Source organism: Streptomyces sp. A012304 (genome assembly GCF_026008495.1).
Lineage (GTDB): Bacteria > Actinomycetota > Actinomycetes > Streptomycetales > Streptomycetaceae > Streptomyces.
Window position 1 is genome coordinate 28,885 of the sequence record NZ_BQUN01000224.1, and the last position, 17,793, is coordinate 46,677.

General features: G+C 70.8%; 17 protein-coding genes and 1 pseudogene. 12 read left to right on the forward strand and 6 right to left on the reverse strand.

Annotation, left to right across the window (positions count from 1 at the left end):
• Position 1: 1 nt before the first annotated feature.
• Positions 2-763 carry an SDR family NAD(P)-dependent oxidoreductase gene (locus tag ALMP_RS42800; protein WP_264937459.1) on the reverse strand — a complete coding sequence of 254 codons (762 nt, stop codon included), beginning with the start codon at positions 761-763 and terminating at the stop codon, positions 2-4.
• A gap of 144 nt (positions 764-907) precedes the next feature.
• Here ALMP_RS42800 and ALMP_RS42805 point away from each other — a divergent pair, with 144 nt between their 5' ends.
• Positions 908-1,546, forward strand: coding sequence for a TetR/AcrR family transcriptional regulator (locus tag ALMP_RS42805; RefSeq protein ID WP_264937460.1), 639 nt, complete (start codon positions 908-910; stop codon positions 1,544-1,546).
• Between the two features lie 45 nt (positions 1,547-1,591).
• Here ALMP_RS42805 and ALMP_RS42810 read toward each other — a convergent pair whose 3' ends face one another.
• Genes ALMP_RS42810 through dhaK form a run of 3 tightly spaced genes read right to left on the reverse strand, consistent with a single transcriptional unit; the run spans position 1,592 to position 3,648 of the window.
• On the reverse strand, positions 1,592-2,005 hold the full coding sequence (locus ALMP_RS42810; RefSeq protein WP_264937461.1) for a PTS-dependent dihydroxyacetone kinase phosphotransferase subunit DhaM: 414 nt from the start codon (positions 2,003-2,005) through the stop codon (positions 1,592-1,594).
• Between the two features lie 4 nt (positions 2,006-2,009).
• A complete protein-coding gene (gene dhaL, locus ALMP_RS42815; protein ID WP_264937462.1) occupies positions 2,010-2,609 on the reverse strand; it encodes a dihydroxyacetone kinase subunit DhaL in 600 nt (199 codons plus the stop codon).
• A 46-nt stretch (positions 2,610-2,655) separates the two neighbouring features.
• Positions 2,656-3,648 (reverse strand): dihydroxyacetone kinase subunit DhaK, encoded by a 993-nt coding sequence (dhaK, locus tag ALMP_RS42820; RefSeq protein WP_264937463.1) that lies wholly within the window; start codon positions 3,646-3,648, stop codon positions 2,656-2,658.
• Positions 3,649-4,114: 466 nt separating this feature from the next.
• Here dhaK and ALMP_RS42825 point away from each other — a divergent pair, with 466 nt between their 5' ends.
• The 5 genes from ALMP_RS42825 (at position 4,115) to ALMP_RS42845 (ending at position 10,177) form a co-directional block, all read left to right on the forward strand.
• The gene (locus ALMP_RS42825) at positions 4,115-6,169 is read left to right on the forward strand and encodes an alpha-L-fucosidase (protein ID WP_264937465.1); all 2,055 of its coding nucleotides are present in this window, start codon (positions 4,115-4,117) and stop codon (positions 6,167-6,169) included.
• A gap of 210 nt (positions 6,170-6,379) precedes the next feature.
• Entirely contained in the window at positions 6,380-7,246 is an 867-nt protein-coding gene (locus tag ALMP_RS42830; RefSeq protein ID WP_264937466.1) for an AraC family transcriptional regulator, read from the forward strand.
• 552 nt (positions 7,247-7,798) lie between these two features.
• On the forward strand, positions 7,799-8,578 hold the full coding sequence (locus ALMP_RS42835; RefSeq protein WP_264937467.1) for a thioesterase II family protein: 780 nt from the start codon (positions 7,799-7,801) through the stop codon (positions 8,576-8,578).
• Between the two features lie 74 nt (positions 8,579-8,652).
• On the forward strand, positions 8,653-8,892 hold the full coding sequence (locus ALMP_RS42840) for a DUF5988 family protein (RefSeq protein WP_264937468.1): 240 nt from the start codon (positions 8,653-8,655) through the stop codon (positions 8,890-8,892).
• Between the two features lie 199 nt (positions 8,893-9,091).
• Positions 9,092-10,177: an FkbM family methyltransferase gene (locus ALMP_RS42845; protein ID WP_264937469.1), complete on the forward strand. Its 1,086-nt coding sequence runs from the start codon at positions 9,092-9,094 to the stop codon at positions 10,175-10,177.
• Positions 10,178-10,315: 138 nt separating this feature from the next.
• On the opposite strand, the gene ALMP_RS42850 is transcribed toward ALMP_RS42845, so the two are convergent.
• Entirely contained in the window at positions 10,316-10,852 is a 537-nt protein-coding gene (locus ALMP_RS42850) for an RICIN domain-containing protein (protein WP_264937470.1), read from the reverse strand.
• Between the two features lie 293 nt (positions 10,853-11,145).
• Between ALMP_RS42850 and ALMP_RS42855 the strand changes: the two genes are divergently transcribed.
• From ALMP_RS42855 to ALMP_RS42865, 3 genes are all read left to right on the forward strand, one after another.
• Entirely contained in the window at positions 11,146-11,682 is a 537-nt protein-coding gene (locus tag ALMP_RS42855) for a hypothetical protein (RefSeq protein WP_264937471.1), read from the forward strand.
• Between the two features lie 172 nt (positions 11,683-11,854).
• Positions 11,855-12,598, forward strand: coding sequence for a class I SAM-dependent methyltransferase (locus tag ALMP_RS42860; RefSeq protein WP_264937472.1), 744 nt, complete (start codon positions 11,855-11,857; stop codon positions 12,596-12,598).
• A gap of 322 nt (positions 12,599-12,920) precedes the next feature.
• On the forward strand, positions 12,921-14,027 hold the full coding sequence (locus ALMP_RS42865) for an NAD(P)/FAD-dependent oxidoreductase (protein ID WP_264937473.1): 1,107 nt from the start codon (positions 12,921-12,923) through the stop codon (positions 14,025-14,027).
• 660 nt (positions 14,028-14,687) lie between these two features.
• Here ALMP_RS42865 and ALMP_RS42870 read toward each other — a convergent pair.
• Positions 14,688-15,218: a hypothetical protein gene (locus tag ALMP_RS42870; protein WP_264937474.1), complete on the reverse strand. Its 531-nt coding sequence runs from the start codon at positions 15,216-15,218 to the stop codon at positions 14,688-14,690.
• Between the two features lie 262 nt (positions 15,219-15,480).
• On the opposite strand from ALMP_RS42870, the gene ALMP_RS42875 reads away from it, so the two are divergent.
• The 3 genes and pseudogenes from ALMP_RS42875 to ALMP_RS42885 all read left to right on the forward strand — a co-directional run.
• Complete coding sequence (locus tag ALMP_RS42875) at positions 15,481-15,888, forward strand: hypothetical protein (protein ID WP_264937475.1); 408 nt, start codon at positions 15,481-15,483, stop codon at positions 15,886-15,888.
• 83 nt (positions 15,889-15,971) lie between these two features.
• Positions 15,972-16,685, forward strand: a complete 714-nt coding sequence (locus ALMP_RS42880; protein WP_264937476.1) for a DUF6766 family protein — start codon at positions 15,972-15,974, stop codon at positions 16,683-16,685.
• 209 nt (positions 16,686-16,894) lie between these two features.
• Positions 16,895-17,793 (forward strand): annotated as a pseudogene (locus tag ALMP_RS42885) (IS200/IS605 family accessory protein TnpB-related protein); the annotation flags it as partial.

Genomic DNA, 17,793 nt, shown 5'->3' on the forward strand with positions numbered 1-17,793 from the left:
CTCAGACCGCCGACCAGCCGTCGTCGACCGGCAGGATCGCGCCGTTGATGTTGCTCGCCGCGTCCGAGGCGAGGAAGAGGATCGCGGCGGCCTGCTCCTCCGGCTCGGCCACCCGCCCCAGATTGACGAAGTGCGGGCCGAGTGCCGCCGGGCCGTGGGCGCCCTGCTCCGCGTCGACGACGATCGAGGTCTTCGTGCCGCCGGGCGCGATCGCGTTCGCGCGTATGCCCTTGCCCCGGTACATCACGGCCAGCGACTTGGTCAGCCCCACCACACCGTGCTTGGAGGCCGTGTAGGCCGCGCCCGCCGCGCTGCCCCGCAGGCCCGCCTCCGAGGCCGTGCTGACGATCGTGCCGCGCCCGGCGGCCAGCATGTGCGGCAGCACCGCGCGGGTCAGCAGGAACGGGGCGGTCAGGTTCACCCGGATCACCCGCTCCCACTCCGCGTCGTCCACGTCCGCCAGCGCCGACATACGGTCCATGATCCCGGCGTTGTTCACAAGGACGTCCACCCCGCCGAAGCGTTCCACCGCCGTGGCGGCCACCTCGTCGACGACCGTCTGCTCGCTCAGGTCCCCGATGACGGCGACGGCGGTCCCGCCCGCCTGCTCGATCTCCTTGACGACGGCCCCGGCGCCGTCGGCGTCGAGGTCGGCCACCACGACCCGTGCCCCCTCCGCGGCGAAGGCGAGGGCGGTCGCCCGCCCGATGCCCGAGCCCGCTCCGGTGACGATGACGCTGCGGCCGTCCAGTCCAGTGGCCATGAGTGCTCCTCGGTGTCCTCAGGGGGCGTCGAGCCCCGCGTGGCCCCACACTACGACTTAATGTCGGTGAGTGACAGAAAGTCGTGATGAAGAATTCCGGCAGCGCACGACCGAAGTGAACGGCCACCGAGACCGGAGGACTGGATGCCCGCACCCCGCGGCCGCACGGGCCGACCGCCCCTGACCGACGAACGCAAGGCGGAGATCCGGCTGGAGATCGCCCGCGCCGCCGTGGACCTCTTCGTCGACCAGGGCGTCACCGCGACCACCGGCGAGCAGATCGGGCAGGCGGTCGGCGTCTCGGCGCGCACCGTGTGGCGGTACTTCCCGAGCAAGGAGAGCTGTGTGAGCCCGCTGTTCTCCGCGGGCATCGACGTCATGGCGGGCGCGCTGCGCCGGCGACGCCCGGGCCGGCCCCTGGCGGAGGCCTTCGCCCCGCTCCTGGAGGCCGACCAGCGCTTCCTCGTCGGCCCCGACCCCGCCACCCTGGCCGCGCTCATCCGGCTGACCCGCGCCGAACCCGGCCTGCGCGCGGTCTGGTTGCAGACCTACGACGAGGCCGAGCCGGTGTTCGCCCGCGCCCTCGCCGAGGCAGCCGGGCTGGCGCCCGACGACCCGCGCGCGGCGATCCAGGCGGCGATGTTCAACGCGGCCCTGCGCACGGCCGTCGAGCACTACGCCTGGCGCGCGGCCGACCTCCGCCCCGACGCGACGACGGCGCGGACCGAACTGGCGGACGCGCTGCGGCTGGCGCTCGCCGTCGTGTCGGAGGGGATGGGCTGAGGGATGGGCCGGCAGGTCTGCGTCAGGGAGTGACCGGGCGCCGCGTCACACCTTGCGGTAGGTGTACGCCTCCGCGGCCGCCGCCGCCACGGCGTCGAGGCCGGCTCCCGTCGCCGCCGTGACGACCGCGGCGACGGCGCCCTCCACGAACGGCGCGTCCACCAGGCGGGTGCCGTCCGGCAGTTCGTCCCCCTCGGCGAGCAACGCCTTGACCGTCAGCACGGCACTGCCGAGGTCGGCAAGGACGGCGACCCCGGCACCCCGGTCCACCGAGGCGGCCGCCGAGGCGATCAGCTCCGCGCTGGTACCGAGCCCACCGCCCTCGGTGCCGCCCGCCGGGGCGACGGGCACGGCCGGGCCGCCGCCGGCGAGCCCCCGCGCCAGCTCGGCCACCGACTCGGCCACCCGCGCGCTGTGCGACACCAGCACGATCCCGACCCGCTTCTCCTCACTCGTCACCGGTTCACTCCCCGCCCGCCGCCACGAGCCCCGCGACGAGCAGCGCCGCCGACGTCGCTCCCGGGTCCTGGTGCCCGACGCTGCGCTCGCCCAGGTAGCTGGCCCTGCCCTTGCGCGCCTGGAGCGGCGTCGTCGCCACAGCCCCCTTTTCGGCCGCGGCGCGCGCGGCGGCGAATCCGTCACCGAGGGCGTCGACGGCGGGCACCAGCGCGTCGATCATCGTCTTGTCCCCCGGCGCGGCCCCACCGAGCTGCATCACCGCGTCCACGCCCGCGCGCAGCGCCTCGGCGAACTGCTCCTCGCTCACCTCCGCCGCGTCCCCGAGGGCCTTGCCGGTACGGCGCAGCAGCGTGCCGTACAGCGGCCCGGAGGCCCCGCCGACGGTCGAGATGAGCTGCCGTCCGGCGAGCGTCAGCACGGCGCCCGGGGTCGCGGGCGCCTCCTTCTCGAGGGTCGCGGTCACGGCGTTGAACCCCCGCTGGAGGTTGCTGCCGTGGTCGGCGTCCCCGATGGGCGAGTCGAGGGCCGTGAGCCGCTCCGCCTCGCGGTCGACGGACGCGGCGGTCACCGCCATCCAACGGCGGAAGAAATCGGCGTCGAGCACTGGATCTCCTTGCGTGGTCGGTACGTTGATCGCCTGCCCCGCCTGCTCACATGCCCCAGCGCAGCGCCGGAGTCCGCACGGGTGCGTCCCACAGCCGCAGCAGCTCCTCGTCGATCTGGCACAGGGTCACCGAGGCGCCGGCCATGTCGAGCGAGGTCACGTAGTTGCCGACGAGCGTGCGGGCGACGGCCACCCCGCGCTCGGTCAGCACCCGCTGCACCTCGGCGTTGAAGCCGTACAGCTCCAGCAGCGGCGTGGCGCCCATGCCGTTGACCAGGACCAGGACCGGGTTGCGCGGCGGCATGTCCTCCAGGACGGCGTTCACCGCGAAGTCCGCGATCTCGCCGGAGGTCATCATCGCCCGCCGCTCCCGCCCCGGCTCGCCGTGGATGCCGACGCCCAACTCCAGCTCGCCAGCGGGCAGATCGAAGGTCGGGCTGCCCTTGGCGGGCGTGGTGCACGCGCTGAGCGCCACGCCGAAGCTGCGCGCGTTCTCGTTGACCTGCCGGGCGATCGCCTCGACCCGCTCCAGTGGCTGCCCCTCGTCGGCGGCGGCCCCCGCGATCTTCTCCACGAACAGCGTCGCGCCCGTCCCGCGCCGCCCCGCCGTGTAGAGGCTGTCGCTCACCGCGACGTCGTCGTCGACCAGCACCTTCGAGATCTGAATGCCCTCGTCCTCGGCGAGTTCGGCCGCCATGTCGAAGTTCAGCACGTCACCGGTGTAGTTCTTCACGATGAACAGCACCCCGGCCCCGCTGTCGACGGCCGCCGCCGCACGCACCATCTGATCGGGCACCGGCGAGGTGAAAACCTCCCCCGGGCAGGCCGCCGAGAGCATCCCGGGCCCCACGAACCCCCCGTGCAACGGCTCGTGCCCCGAGCCGCCCCCGGAAACCAGCGCCACCTTCCCGGCCACCGGGGCGTCCCGCCGTACGATCACCCGGTTCTCGACGTCGACGGTCAGTTCGGGATGAGCGGCGGCCATGCCACGCAACGCGTCCGCGACGACGGTTTCCGGGACGTTGATGAGCATCCTCATGGGTACCTCCTGGTGAGGCCGGCGGGTCGGAATGGGTGACATCGGTTGTTCGATCTTGACGGCTCGGGCGCGGGGTGGGTGGGAATGCCGCTGTCGGAAGTATCGACCTTGAGGCAGCGAAGGTCACGCGGGTGGACGCTCGCGCCTGGGCGTCCCGCTTCCGCGAGAGCCAAGGCGACGGCTGGAGCACGACCGCCCCTGACGGTCGCTCGGCTGGATGCGACGAGGTCGTGTGATCGCGAGACTGTCTTCTTGATAGATCCGATGTATTGAACGGAACTCCATGCGTGTGCGCCTCTAGGACCCTCTGTTTACCAGCAATCACGTGCACGCCTCTGGACACGGTCACTGTCATGCTCATATAAATCCATCCGATGTCTCTCCGGGGTTGTGGAGTACGTGCCCAGGCCGAGGCCCTGCTCCCGTCACGCCCTGCTGCCCTCCCCCCGACACACGGAGCCACACCATGTCCTCAGCTCGCTTCAGCAGACGCACTCTCATGAAAGCCGCCGCCCTCGCGGGAGGTGTGGCGGCCTTCGGGCTGCCGCAGGGCCTGTGGCCCGCCACCGCCGAGGCGTACACCGTCCCCTCGAAGATGGACTGGTGGTACCAGGCCAGGTTCGGGATGTTCATCCACTTCGGCTCCTACTCGCAGCTCGGCCAGGGCGAGTGGGCGTTCGACAGCCAGCGGTGGAGCAAGGCGGACTACCAGAACCAGGTCACCAAGAACTTCAATCCGACCCAGTTCAACGCCGCCACCATCGCCGAACTGGCCGAGAACGCCGGCATGAAGTACCTCGTGATCACCGCCAAGCACCACGAGGGCTACGCGACGTGGGACTCCAACGTCGCCGGCTTCACCGACACCACCGGCACCAAGCAGTACAACTTGCGTGACTACAACGGCATCCAGACCGACCCGCTCATGGACCTCAAGAGGGAGTGCGAGAGCCGCGGGATCAAGTTCTGCCTGTACTACTCGATCCTCGACTGGAACCACCCGTCCCAGACCGACCGCCACGAGAGCGGACTCACGACGATGTCGTCGCAGGCCGCCCGCACCGCCTACATCGCCGACATGAAGGCGCAGCTTCAGGAACTGCTCGACCGCTACGACCCGGCACTGCTGTGGTTCGACGGCGATTGGTTCGCCGAGCCTTCCAGCCCCACCCTGGAGGACTGGTGGCTGACATCGGACGGCGTCGACCTCTACAACTGGCTGATCGCCCGCAAGCCCGGCCTCATCGTCAACGAGCGGGTCAAGCGGGACCACGGCCTCGGCGACTACGCGGTCGCGGAGTTCGGGATACCCTCCGCGCCGATGAGCCGGCCGTGGGAGCGGTGCGCCACCATGAACGGTGCCTGGGGTTACGACGCGTCGAGGGAGAACTCCTACCGATCCGTCAAGGACATCGTCCAGGAGCTCGTCACGGTGGTCTCCCGGGACGGCAACCTCCTGCTGAACATCGGCCCCAAGGGCGACGGCTCGGTCACCGCCGGATCCCAGACCATCCTCAACGGCCTGGCCTCATGGATGTCGACGCACAGCGACAGCATCTACGGGACCAGCGGCAGCCCGTTCACCACCGAACCCGCGTGGGGGAGGGTCACCAAGAAGAACGGCAGGCTCTTCGCCCACGTCTTCACCTGGCCCACCGACGGCCGGCTCCGGATCCCGAGGATCGACAACACGATCAGCCGCGTCTACCTGCTGAACAACCCCTCGGTCTCGCTCTCGTACACCGTCACCGACCAGATCGATGTCACCGTGCCGGCCACCGCGCCGAACGCCGACGTCTCCGTGGTGTGCGTCGAGGTCCAGGGCATGCCCGTGAAGGCCTCACCGACGGTGTTCCAGCACGTCGACTACCAAGGCACCCGCGCCGTTCTGCCCTTGGGCAGCTACACCTCCTCCCAGTTGACCGCCGCCGGCCTGGGGCCCGCCATGGCCTCCTCCATCCTGGTGCCCGACGGCTTCCAGGTGACGGGCTACTCCGGCGACAACTTCACCGGCACCGCCTGGACGTTCACCTCGAACGCCGCCGACCTTCGGCAGACCGGTAACAACGACGTCATCGCCTCGATGAGGGTGACGTTCAACCCGGCCACTTACTTCCGCCTGGCCAACGTCACGAACGGTCTGGCGCTGGACAGCGGCGGCAACGTCGCCAGCGGCTCGAACCTGAAGCAGTGGGAGCCGATAGAGCACGCGAATCTCCAGTGGCAGGCGATCGAACTCGGAAACGGCTACTACAGGCTCGTCAACCGCACCAACGGCATGGTCGCCGACGGCTGGGGCGCCACCCGCAACGGCGACCCGGCCCGGCAGAAGGCGTGGGACGGCAGCAACACCCAGCAGTGGCAGATCACCCACCGCGGCCAGGGCCAGTACTCGATCGCCAACCGCAGCACGGGACTGGTCCTCGACGGCGGCGGCATGGTCGCGGCAGGGGCTGTGGCCAAGCAGTGGACGTGGCAGCAGCACAACAACCTGCTGTGGACGTTCAGCCCGGTCGGCTGACGGGCGCCACCCCGGTGGCATGGCTGCTGCTGCCGCTGTCGCTGGGAAAGGGGGTGACCCCGGGGCCGCCGACCGTCGGGCGGACCCGGGGACATGCCGGGGATCCCATGGACAGCGCTCCGCACCCGACTTGATCGGGCACAGGATGTCGGGTCCGGCCGCACGCCTGCCGCCTAGCGTGGTGATCACGCAGGAGGAAGGAGACCGGGAGTGCTGGAGCAGCTCAACCAGGCCATGGATCACATCGAGGACCACCTCGACCAGTCGATCGACGTGGTCGGACTGGCGCGGATCGCGGCCACCTCGGAGTACCACCTGCGCCGGATGTTCTCCGCGCTCGCGGGCATGCCGTTGTCGGAGTACATCCGGCGCCGGCGGCTCACCGTCGCGGGCGCCGAGGTGCTCGCCGGGCGTGACTCGCTGCTGGACATCGCGGTGCGCTACGGCTACGGCTCGGGCGAGGCGTTCGCGCGGGCGTTCCGTGCCGTGCACGGCGTCGGGCCGGGCGATGCCCGCCGCACCGGCGCCGCGCTCGTCTCACAACCCCGGTTGACCTTCCGCCTCACCATCGAAGGGAGCAGCAGCATGCGATATCGCGTAGTGGACCGGCCGGCCTTCACCGTCGCGGGCCTGAAGGCCCGGGTGCCCCTGGTGCACACGGGGCCGAACCAGGCGATCATCGAATTCGTCCGCGGGATCGACCCGGGGATCCTGGAGCGCTTGGAGAAGCTGTCGGACCAGGAGCCGCAGGGCATCGTCGCGGTCTGCGACGACCTGGACCCGAGCCGCGCCGAGGGCACCGAACTCGACTACTACCAGGGAGTGATCACGTCCGCGGCGGCCCCGGAGGGCATGTCCGCGCTGGCCGTCCCGGCGGGCACCTGGGCGGTCTTCACCACCTCGGGGCCGGCGCCGCAGGCCATCCAGTCCCTGTGGCGGGACGTGTTCACACAGTGGTTCCCGTCCAACCCGTACCGCAGCCGCCCCGGCCCGGAGATCCTGCGCACCAGCCTGTCGCCGGACAGGACCGAGGCGGACGCCGAACTGTGGCTGCCGGTGGAGCGGGAGCAGAGCTGAACAAGGCGCCGAACGCATCCCGCCGTCCGTGCACCTGACATGTAAACCGCGGGCCGGCACCGAGTGTGCCGGCCCGCACTTCCGTTTTCCCGGCCCGCGCTCAGAGACGGAACCACTGCGCGATCTTGACAAGCGCTGCCTATGAGACATCACGCGCGAGATCAGCCAAATCATTTCGGAGTGAAGCGAACATCATATTCGTTCACTACGATAGTCAAGTCCTGCAACGTTGATTGTTCTACGTCCTTCTCTCCCTGAACGGCACGACGTCCCCGGACACCGACCGCGTCCCACCGCCCGTCACCGGCCCCGGCCCGTCCCACGCGGTACTCGCCCGCCCGCACACCCACGGCATCGCCGTGGAGCGGAACCGGATGGGCGGCCCCGCCGGCCTGGTCGACCTGCCCGCGTACGCCTTCCAAGCCACTGGCCGCGCACCCCCTGGGAACACCCACGTCCACAGCCGGGGCCGCCCGCCCCGCAGGCCACCACCCCACGACAGGACTGACGACACGACACGGGCCCTCTCACGACAAGGAGAAACCGTCGCTCATGCCGCCACCACACACACGCCCGGACCAGTGGATACGGGCCTTCGGACCCGCCCCCGACCCTCCCGCCGCCATCCGGCTCCTCTGCTTCCCCCACGCCGGAGGATCGGCGTCGTTCTACCACCCGCTGCGCCTCGCGGTCGGGGACGCCGCCGAGGTCCTCGGCGTGCAGTACCCCGGCCGGCAGGAGCGCCGCGCCGAGCCCGCGCCGACCGCCATCGACGCCCTGGTCGACGGGGTCCGCACCGAGCTGAAGGAGTGGACGGACCGTCCCCTGGTCTTCTTCGGACACAGCATGGGCGCGATCGTCGCCTACGAAGTGGCCCGGAGGCTGGAGCAGGAGTCCGACACCGCCCCGCTCGGCCTGATCGCCTCCGGACGCCGCGCACCCGGCGTCCTCGTCGAGGAGAACGTGCACCGCCGCGACGACGCGGGCCTGCTCGCGGAGGTGAGCGCGCTCAGCGGCACGGCGAGCAGCCTGCTCGGCGACGCCGAGATCCGGGACATGATCCTTCCGGCGCTGCGCGCCGACTACACGGCGATCGAGACCTACCGGCACCGTCCGGGCGCCGAACTGGCCTGCCCGGTCACGGTCATCGTCGGTGACGCGGACCCCCGCGTCGACCTGGACCAGGCCCGCGCCTGGGCCCGGCACACCACCGCCGCCTTCGACCTGAAGGTCTTCCCCGGCGGCCACTTCTACCTCGGCGACCAGTGGCGGGCGGTCGGCGAAGCGGTGCGCGCCTGTCTGACGGCGTTCGGCCGGGCGGCCGGGCGCTGACCCGCGCGGCCGGCCGACGCCGACCGCGTACCCCGCCATCCCCCCACCACCTCTATGACGGAGTGTGATGCCGTATGAGTACCGCCCAGTCCGACGTCATGCCCACGGTCGCGCCCAACGTCTTCCTGCGGGGCGGGCCCGCCTGGCTGCCCGAGGAGGAACGCACCCGGCACGCGGCCGATGTGCAGGACAACCTGAAGCTGCTGATAGGCAACGCCTACGAGCACTTCGAACCCACCGCGGAGACCGAGGAACGCGACGGAGTGCGGCTCCGCGTCTTCGAGTGGACGCGCCGCACCTACCTCGCGGAGTGACCGGCTGACCGGTGGGCAGCGGTGAGGGCCGTACCCGTCCGGGCACGGCCCTCACCCGCACCGGCCGGACGCGCCTGGGCCCTTCCCCACGCTCACGAGGGCCCGTCCGGCCTCGCCGGCGGCGTGTCAGCGGCCGGTCAGCGGCCGGTCAGCGGTCCGTCAGAAGCCGCTCCGAGACTGGTCTCAGGGAGGCACTCTCATGAAGACCACGAGCATCACCCCGGCCGACATCGACCGGCTCGAGAACACCCTCGTCCACTGCCCCGGTGTCGCCCGGGCACAGGTCGGACTCGACGGTCGGAACCGGCTCGCCGCCCGGGTGCTGCCGTGGCTGCCGCCGACGGACTGGACCGAGTCGGGCGTGCTGGACGAGCTCGCCGGAGTCACCTCGACGGAGACCCAGTTCCTCTACGAGGAGATCTTCGTCGCCGAGTCGTACCTGCACGGCGGGATCGTCCTCCGGGAGGACGCCGTCGTGTTCGACGTGGGCGCGAACATCGGGATGTTCACCCTGTTCGTCGGCTCCCGCTGCCCGTCCGCCCGGGTGTACGCGTTCGAGCCGGTGCCGGACGTGGTCAGCCGGCTGCGGCGCAACATCGAGCGCCACGGCGTCGACGCGCGGCTCACCCCGGTGGGACTGTCCGACCACGACCACGAGGTCACCTTCGACTTCTACCCGGACATCTCGATCATGTCGTGCCGCTCCGACTACGCCGATCCGGAGCAGGAGACCGAGGTCGTCACCCAGTACGGCGACACCGTACGGCGCCTGGGCTCGGACGCCCGGCGGCAGCACCTGGCCGAGGTGGACGCGCTGCTGGAGAAGGGCCTGCTCGCCGAAGAGCGCCGCTGCCGACTGCGGCGGACGTCCGCCGTGATCGAGGAGAGCGGAGTGTCCAGGGTGGACCTCCTCAAGATCGACACCCAGCGCGGCGAACTCGACGTGCTGCGCGGCATCGACGCACGGCACTGGCCGCTGGTGCAGCAGATCAGTGTCGAGGTGCACGACGAGGCGGGCCGGTCGACCGAGGGACGCCTGGACACCGTGCGGGCGCTGCTGCTCGAACAGGGGTTCCGGGTGACGACCGCCGACGTCGTGGAGGGTTCCGGCCAGCACACGGTCTCCGCCGTGCGACCGGAGTACGGCGACGACCCGCGCCCGGTGGTCGCCGCGGCAGGCGACACCCACCGGCTCACACCGGACACGGTGCGCCGCTGGCTCACCGGGCGACTGCCCGAGCAGCTGATACCGCAGCAGCTCGAAGTGGTCCCCGCCCTGAACTGACGACGCCCGGGACGCACCGCGGGCTTCGTGCGTTCGGCCGGGCGGGTCGACTGTCCCCGCCCGGCCTCTGTGTTGTTGTCCCAGACACCGTTGCCGTTGTCGAAGGCGCGAGTGTCGCCGTTGCGAGCGTGGTGTGGCCTACGAGTGGGCGCCGACCCACACGTCCCGGTGGTCGGATACCTGGGAGGGGGCGAAGCCATACACCGCTCCGGAGTCGCGGCCGGTCAGCTGGGTGTTGGGGTGTTTCAGAAAAGCGTCGAGACTGCCGTCATCGCCGTCGTAGTGGAAACGCATGCCGTCCCGCCACTCGCATCTGCTCGTCCAGACCGTGTTGTCGCTGTAACTCAGGTTGTCGGTGGCCAGGCACAGACCCGTGGCTTTGTTCTGGAGTTGCAGATACGGAATCGAAGAGTCCGGGTCGGAGCCGCGCCAGTCCCACTGCTGGAAGTTGCTTCCGTTGCAGGTCGCCAGGAAAACCCTGGAATGTCCCGAGTTTATCTGGCCGCTGGTCAGGCATTTCTCTCCACTGGACACCCAGACGTTGCGGAACGTCCAGTAGACGACGGCGTCGGCGTCTGCCTGTGCGGGGGCGGGCGTGAGGACTCCGATGCCCGCGGCTGCGGCGATGACCGCGGTCGCGGTGCCCAAGCGCTTGTTGAGCCAGGTGAATCGCATGCCTCGCACGCTAGCCAGGGGGTCCGTTGTCGCACCAGGGCCGAATAAACGGAATGACCGGAGAAAAGGGGCAAGAAATGCCGAGGGGTCATCAATTTCGACATGGTCAACCTGCGGTTCGATAGGATTTCATGCCCTGTTCACCTGGGAGGATTTGCGGTGACGCTGTCCCGGCGGCGGGGAGATTTCTTGCGGGTCGCAGTGCTATTTCAGCGCCTCCTTGTCCGCTTCCTCCCCGCATTCCGTTTACTGGCTCTGGTGGAGCGCGCGGATTTCCGGCTACGGTTCGGCGCATGAAGCTCTTCAGGCTCAAGAAGTGGGCCAGCTCCGCAGTCGCGCTGACTTCTCTGACTGCAGGTCTCGGCATTGTGCAGGCGCCCTCCGCCCAGGCCGCCCCGGTGTATTGGACCTTCCTGAACAACAGCCCCTACGCGAACCAGTGCCTGACGGGTGGGCAGGTGAACTCGCAGGGTACCGGCAAGGCCTACATGTCGTGGTGCAGCGAGAGCTTCTCCCAGCAGTGGGACTGGCGTGGCTCGGACACCACAGCACCCTATTTTTTGCAATTGCAGAACCGAGCCACGGGCTTGTGCCTGGCCACCGACGCCAAGAGCGAGACCAACGCCGTCTGGACGAGCCCCTGCGAATGGCGGCCGGGCATGCGCTTCCGTTACGAATACAACGACGTGGACGTATCCGGCCCCGGGGGGTCCCTCTGTGTCAACCTCACGGTGGGGGCCAACTACTACTGTCTGAGGACGTCCCCGAACGAGGGCGCTGTGTACAGCAGCGGTTGGTGGACCGGAGACTGGTTCGGCAGCCACTCGTGACGCGGGCGGTGGCGCGCGGAACCGCCGGCGATCACCAAGCCGCCCGAGTGCGAAGGCGGCGATGACGGACGGCTGGTCGCACGAGCCGGCCGCCGTCGATCACCGCGCCACCGGGCCGCCGCGCGCCGAAAAGCAGTGGACACCGCGCAGGCCGACGGCGAACGTTGAGGGAATGCAGCAGGAAAACATCTGGGACGCCGAAGTCGCCCAAGGCTATGACACGCCCGGCACCGGCATGTTCGCCCCCGAGGTTCTGGAACCGACCGTGGACCGTCTCGCCGAGCTCGCGGGTGGCGGGGCGGCGCTCGAGTTCGCCATCGGGACGGGCCGGGTGGCCGTACCGCTCGCCGAGCGGGGAGTCCCCGTCACCGGCATCGAGCTGTCACCGCCCATGGTGGAACAGCTCCGGACCAAGGCGGACGAGGCGACGATCCCCGTCGTCATCGGCGACATGGCGACCACCGCCGCGCCCGGCGAGTACACCCTCGTCTACCTCGTCTTCAACACGATCTCCAATCTGCTCACCCAGGCCGAGCAGGTCGAGTGCTTCCGCAACGCCGCCCGTCACCTCACGGCCGGCGGCCGGTTCGTGATCGAGCTGTGGGTACCCGAACTGCGCAAGCTCCCACCGGGCCTGACCGCCACCGTCTGTCACGCCGACCCCGGCTACATCGGCCTGGACACCTACGACGTCCTGCGCCAGCAGGTCGTCTCGCACCACTTCCACTTCGACGAGACCCGGCAGGCCCGGCTGTTCCGCAGCCCCCACCGCTACATCTGGCCGGCCGAACTCGACCTCATGGCCCAGCTGGCCGGGTTCGAACTGGAGAGTCGGCACGCGGACTGGACCGGCGCCGAATTCACCGCGGAGTCGCCCTCCCATGTCTCCGTCTACCGGATCCCGCCGACGCCGTGACCCCGTACGAGGCCGAGCCTCGCTGACCGCCCCCGGGCCGGCCAACTGCCTTGTGCGCCATGGGCGCTCTCGGTGTGTCAGGCGGTCCCGGACTTCCGGGAGACGCCGGCGTCGACCGTCTCGGCGCCTACGGTCCGCGATCGACATCGTGCGGGCCGCGACAGGACGGCCCTGAGTCCCGGGCGATTCACATAACGCACACAAAGCCTGGCTAAAACTTTAGCTTTCAAAGGCTACGCTCATCGGCAATTCGAACGGCCGAGAGCGGTCCCACCGCCGAGATGCTCGTTCCCTCCACCCCCCATGGCACAGGAGACTCGGCGTGCGTGACGGCGACGTAGTGGTGATCGGCGGCGGCTATGCGGGCGTCCGCCTCGCGAAACGGCTGGACGCGACGGCGCGGGTGACGCTGGTGGACCGCAAGGAGGTCTTCTTCCACCGCATCGCCTCCTTGCGCGCCGGCGTGCACCCGGAATGGACCGCGACCCCCTTCATCCCCTACGACCGGCTGCTGACCCACGGCCGTGTCGCCGTGGGCAAGGCGGTCCGGATCGACACCACCGAACGGCAGGTGGCGCTGGCCACCGGCGAGCGGCTGTCGTACGACGTGCTGGTCATCGCGACCGGCGCGGACTACCCCGAACCGGCCCGCTTCACCGGCACCACCACCGAAGAGGCCGTCAAATCGTTCGCGGAGCACCAGCAGAAGGTCGCCACCGCCGAGCACATCCTCGTCGTCGGTGGCGGCCCCTCGGGTGTCGAGCTCAGCGCCGAGGTCCGCCTGGCCCGGCCGGACGCCCGCGTCACGCTCGCCCACTCCGGGGCGGAGCTGCTCAACACGACGGGCAGCGCCCGGGCCGGGCGCAAGGCGCGGGCCTGGCTGGAGTCCCACGGCGTGGAGGTGCGGCTCGACTCCTTCATGGCCCCCGGCAACGACTTCGGCACCTACCGCGACGCGCGCGGCGAGATCCTCACCGCCGACCTCTCCCTCTGGGCGACGGGAACCACGCCCAACACCCTGTGGCTGCGTCTGGCCGGGCACGGCGCCTGGCTGAACGGCAGCGGGCACGTGAAGGTCGACCGGACCCTGCGCGTCGAGGGACGGCCGGACGTCTTCGCGGTCGGCGACGTCAACGACGCCGGCGACCTCAAGGTCACCCCGGCCGCGCTCGCCCAGGCCGACCTCGCCGCCCACAACATCCGCGTCTACCTGAACAGTGGCGGCAGGCACCGCAGACAGCCCCGGTCGTACCGGCCGATCCACCGCACCCCGCTGATCGTGCCCTTCGGCCCGTCCGACGGTGTGACCGTCCTGCCCGTGCCCGGCGGCGAGACCGCGGTCCTCGGCAGCCGCACCACCACGCTGGCCAAGGCGAAAACGCTCATGACCCCGTACATGCGGCGCCAGCTCGGCTACACCGCGGCCTGACCGGCGGCACGGCTCACGGTGTCTCCGCCCGTGCGACGAACGCGGCGATCCGGTCCCACAAGACCGTCGCGTTCGCGTACATCGGCCGGTGCCCGCTGCGCGGGATCTCCGCCGCTTCGACGCCAGCCGCGGCAGGACGCTGCCCTTCCCGCGCATGTTCGTGTACGGCGAGGGGAACGCGTCAGCGGGTCGCCGTGGCCGGGGAGGCCGACCACCGACTCGAAGATCTCGCACACCGCGCCCGCACGCACCTTGTGCCGCAGGCTCGCCGCGTACAGGGCGCCGGCTCCAGCTGGAGCGCCGGCTCGGGGTACGGCGGTTCGACCGCGGCGGGCGCGAGGTCACGCCGACCGAGACCGGCCGGGCGTTCGTGCGCCCTCGGTGCGGCTGCGCCGGGAGGCGTCACCCGACTACCACGACCGGCTCATGACGATCTGCCGCCGGGCCGGGTTCAGCCCCGGTGTGCGCCACCTGGCCAACGGACCGTGCCGACGTCGTGGAGCTCTCGCTCGTCTCCCGCGACGGCGAGTACGAGCCGCTGGCACAGGAGTTCCCGCGCCTCACGGGGGCGGCCCAGCGGCCGGCGCGGGACGGGACGGTGGCCCACCGTCCCGTCCCGCGGCGACCGGCCGTAGGGCGTTCACCGGTGACGCCGGCGCGTCACCAGCTGTGCGCGACGTCCACCACGAGGTGGCCGTCCAGGGGCAGCACCCGGTAGGGCAGCCGGGCGCGCACCCCGAGCCCGAACTGGGTCTGGCCCTCGAAGCTGCCGGCGTACCGCGTGTCGCGGAAGGTGGTGTAGCCGGCGATGTTCACACCCGGCAGGGGCTGGGCCACGCGGCCGGGATAGGTCTGCGTCCCGGTCTCGGGGTCGTAGGCGGGCGCGTTCACCCGCACCTCGAGGATGGCCCCGCCGCCCACCGGGATCGGGCGGCCCGACCCGTCCTGGTGCAGCTCGTCGACGTACCCGACGAAGTAGCCGATCTCTGCGGCGGTCGCGCCCGGCACGTCGACGACGAAGCGGTCGTAGCAGTCGTGGCGTCCCGTTCTGACGTTCTCCACCGGCTTCGCCGTCGCGGAGAAGTCCGACTTGTCGAGGCTGCCCCAGCCGGTGGGGCAGGCGGCGACCCGCGTGGCGGTGGCCGGCGCGGCCTGGGCCGGAACGGCGGCCGCGCCCAGCGTGACGGTCATGAGAGCGGCGGCCGCCCAAACGGTTTTCGTTCGTACCATGGTGTCCCCCCAGAGAGTACGAGTGTCCGACAACCAGTGTGACTGTCCGGCGGCCGCGATGGTTGCACTGTCGCCCGGTTTCCCGCCGGAAACATGACCGGAACGGTATGAGCGCGCTTCGGCCGGACAGGGGAAGGCGGGGGGCGGAAACCGCTCGCATGCCGGACCCTGCTGTATACCGAACCGTCGAGTCGGGGTACAGCACTGCCGCGGAGGTGGAGCGATGGCCGGACGAGTGCGCGGCACGGCCGTCGCGGTCCTCCTCGCCGCCGCCCTCGGCGCGTGCGGCACGGTGCCGGAGCGGCACGACCAGGTCCGCGACGCCGCGACCGCCTTCGAACACGCCCTGCGCGAACGCGCGTACGACCGCGTGTGCGCGTTGCTCGCCCCGGGCACCCGCGAGGAACTGGAGCAGTCGTCCGGCAGCCCCTGCCCGGACGCGGTGGGCGAGGAGCCGCTCCCCGCGGGCGGTGCCGTGCGCACCACCGACGTCCACGGCAACCAGGCGCGGGCCGTGCTCACCACGGACACGCTGTTCCTGTCGCACTTCGACGCCGGGTGGAAGGTCGTGGCCGCCGGGTGCGAACCGCGGGGGGAGCGTCCCTACCAGTGCCGGATCAAGGGAGGGTGAGGCATGAGGACGATGTTCACCACGATCCTCGTGCTCATCGCGGTCGGCCTCGCCTACCTGGCGGCCCTGGGACTGATGCACCGATGAGCGGGGACACGTCCCGCGCCCCCGGGCCCGCAGGCCTGCGGCGCTTCCTGCGGGAGAACGGGCTCGGGCTGTGCTTCACCCTCGCCTTCCTGCTGACCCTCGTCGGGCAGGCGATCGCCGGCCGCGCCGACTTCAACAACCGGCTGATCGCCGACGGGCTCCAGCCGGTCGGCTTCGGCGCGTACCTGACGTCGTCCGACTTCGCCGTCGACGTGGCGGAGAACTGGCAGTCGGAGTACCTCCAGTTCTCCCTGTTCATCGGCGCGACCGTCTGGCTGTTCCAGCGCGGCTCGCCGGAGTCCAAGGAGCTGGACCGGGCCGGCATCGAGTCCGACCGGGACCAGTTCGTCGGCGAGCACGCCAAGGAGCGTTCGCCCAAGTGGGCGGCGTCCCACGGCTGGCGGCGCGCGGTGTACTCCAACTCGCTGCTGCTGGTCATGGGGACGATCTTCGTGCTGTCCTGGCTGGTCCAGTCGGTCACCGGCGTCGCCGCCCACAACGAGGAGCGGCTGCGGCAGCTCCAGGCGCCGATCAGCTGGTCCCAGTACCTGGGCACGGCCGACTTCTGGAACCGGACCCTGCAGAACTGGCAGTCCGAACTGCTCGCCGTCGCCTCCATGGCGGTGCTGTCGATCTACCTGCGCCAGCGCGGCTCGCCGGAGTCCAAGCCGGTGGGCGCCGCCCATGACGCCACCGGCGTGGAGGGCTGAGCGCGCCGTCAGGGGGTGCGGAACTGCTGCCGCTTGACCATGTACGAGTGCGCTTTCGTGAGCATGGGTGAGCTTCGGTGTCGGCGGCCGGGGCGTGCGATGGACTTCTGGTCGAGGGGAACGGGAGTTTGTCCGTCGAATGCGTGACCTTCGTGTGCGGTGGCCGTTGAGTGTGGTGGCAGGGACTGCGGACCGGGCGGGGGGATGGAGTGGGCGGGCTGCGGGAGGTGGCGGCGCCGTTCGTGGTGCCCGGCCCTGCGGGGGTCGCGGTCCGGGACCGCCTCAAGGGCCTCACTGTCCAGGATGAGAGGGTGCTGTGCCTGGTCGGCGACCACCTCGGCTCGCTGGCCTCCCGGGACCTGAAGGCGCGGTGTGCGGCCGGGCTGGAGCACGACGGTGACCGGTGGGCGCAGCGCAAGCGGGAGCTGACGGGTGAGTCGTCGTCGCGGTGGGCGGGCAGCATCACGAAGGCCACGCATGATCAGTGGGCGCTGGCGAGGCGAGGCCAGGTGGCGCACCTGCACAGTCTGGAGGCCGGGGTGGAGACGGTCCGACGTCGGCTGTCGCTGCCGGTGGGGGCGAAGGGCTCGAAGCGGGCGGCGGGCGGCTACCGCAGTGAGAAGGAGTGGTTCGCCAAGTCGCGCCGCCTGCGGGTGCTGGAGGACCGGCTGGAGCGGGAGCGGGCCGACCGGGAGGCCGGACGGGAGGGGTGGTGCGCGGCGGGAAGCGGCTGCTGAACACCCGCCACCACCTCGACACCGCTCAGCTCACCGAGGATGCGTGGCGCCGCCGGTGGGAAGCCTCCCGCCGCTTCCTGCAAGCGGACGGCGAGAGCGGCAAGCGGTACGGCAACGAGACGATCCGGGTCAGCCCGGACGGGGAGGTGAGCATCCGGCTCCCCGCCCCGCTCGCCCACCTCGCCAACGCCCCGCACGGCCGCTACGTGCTCGCAGCACGGGTGGCGTTCGCGCACCGGGGCGAGACCTGGCGCGACCGGATCACCGCGAACCGGGCGGTGGCCTACCGCATCCACGAGGACACCAGCCGAGGCCGCTGGTACCTCACCGCCTCCTGGACCATCCCCCCGGTGAAGACCGTGCCCCTGGCC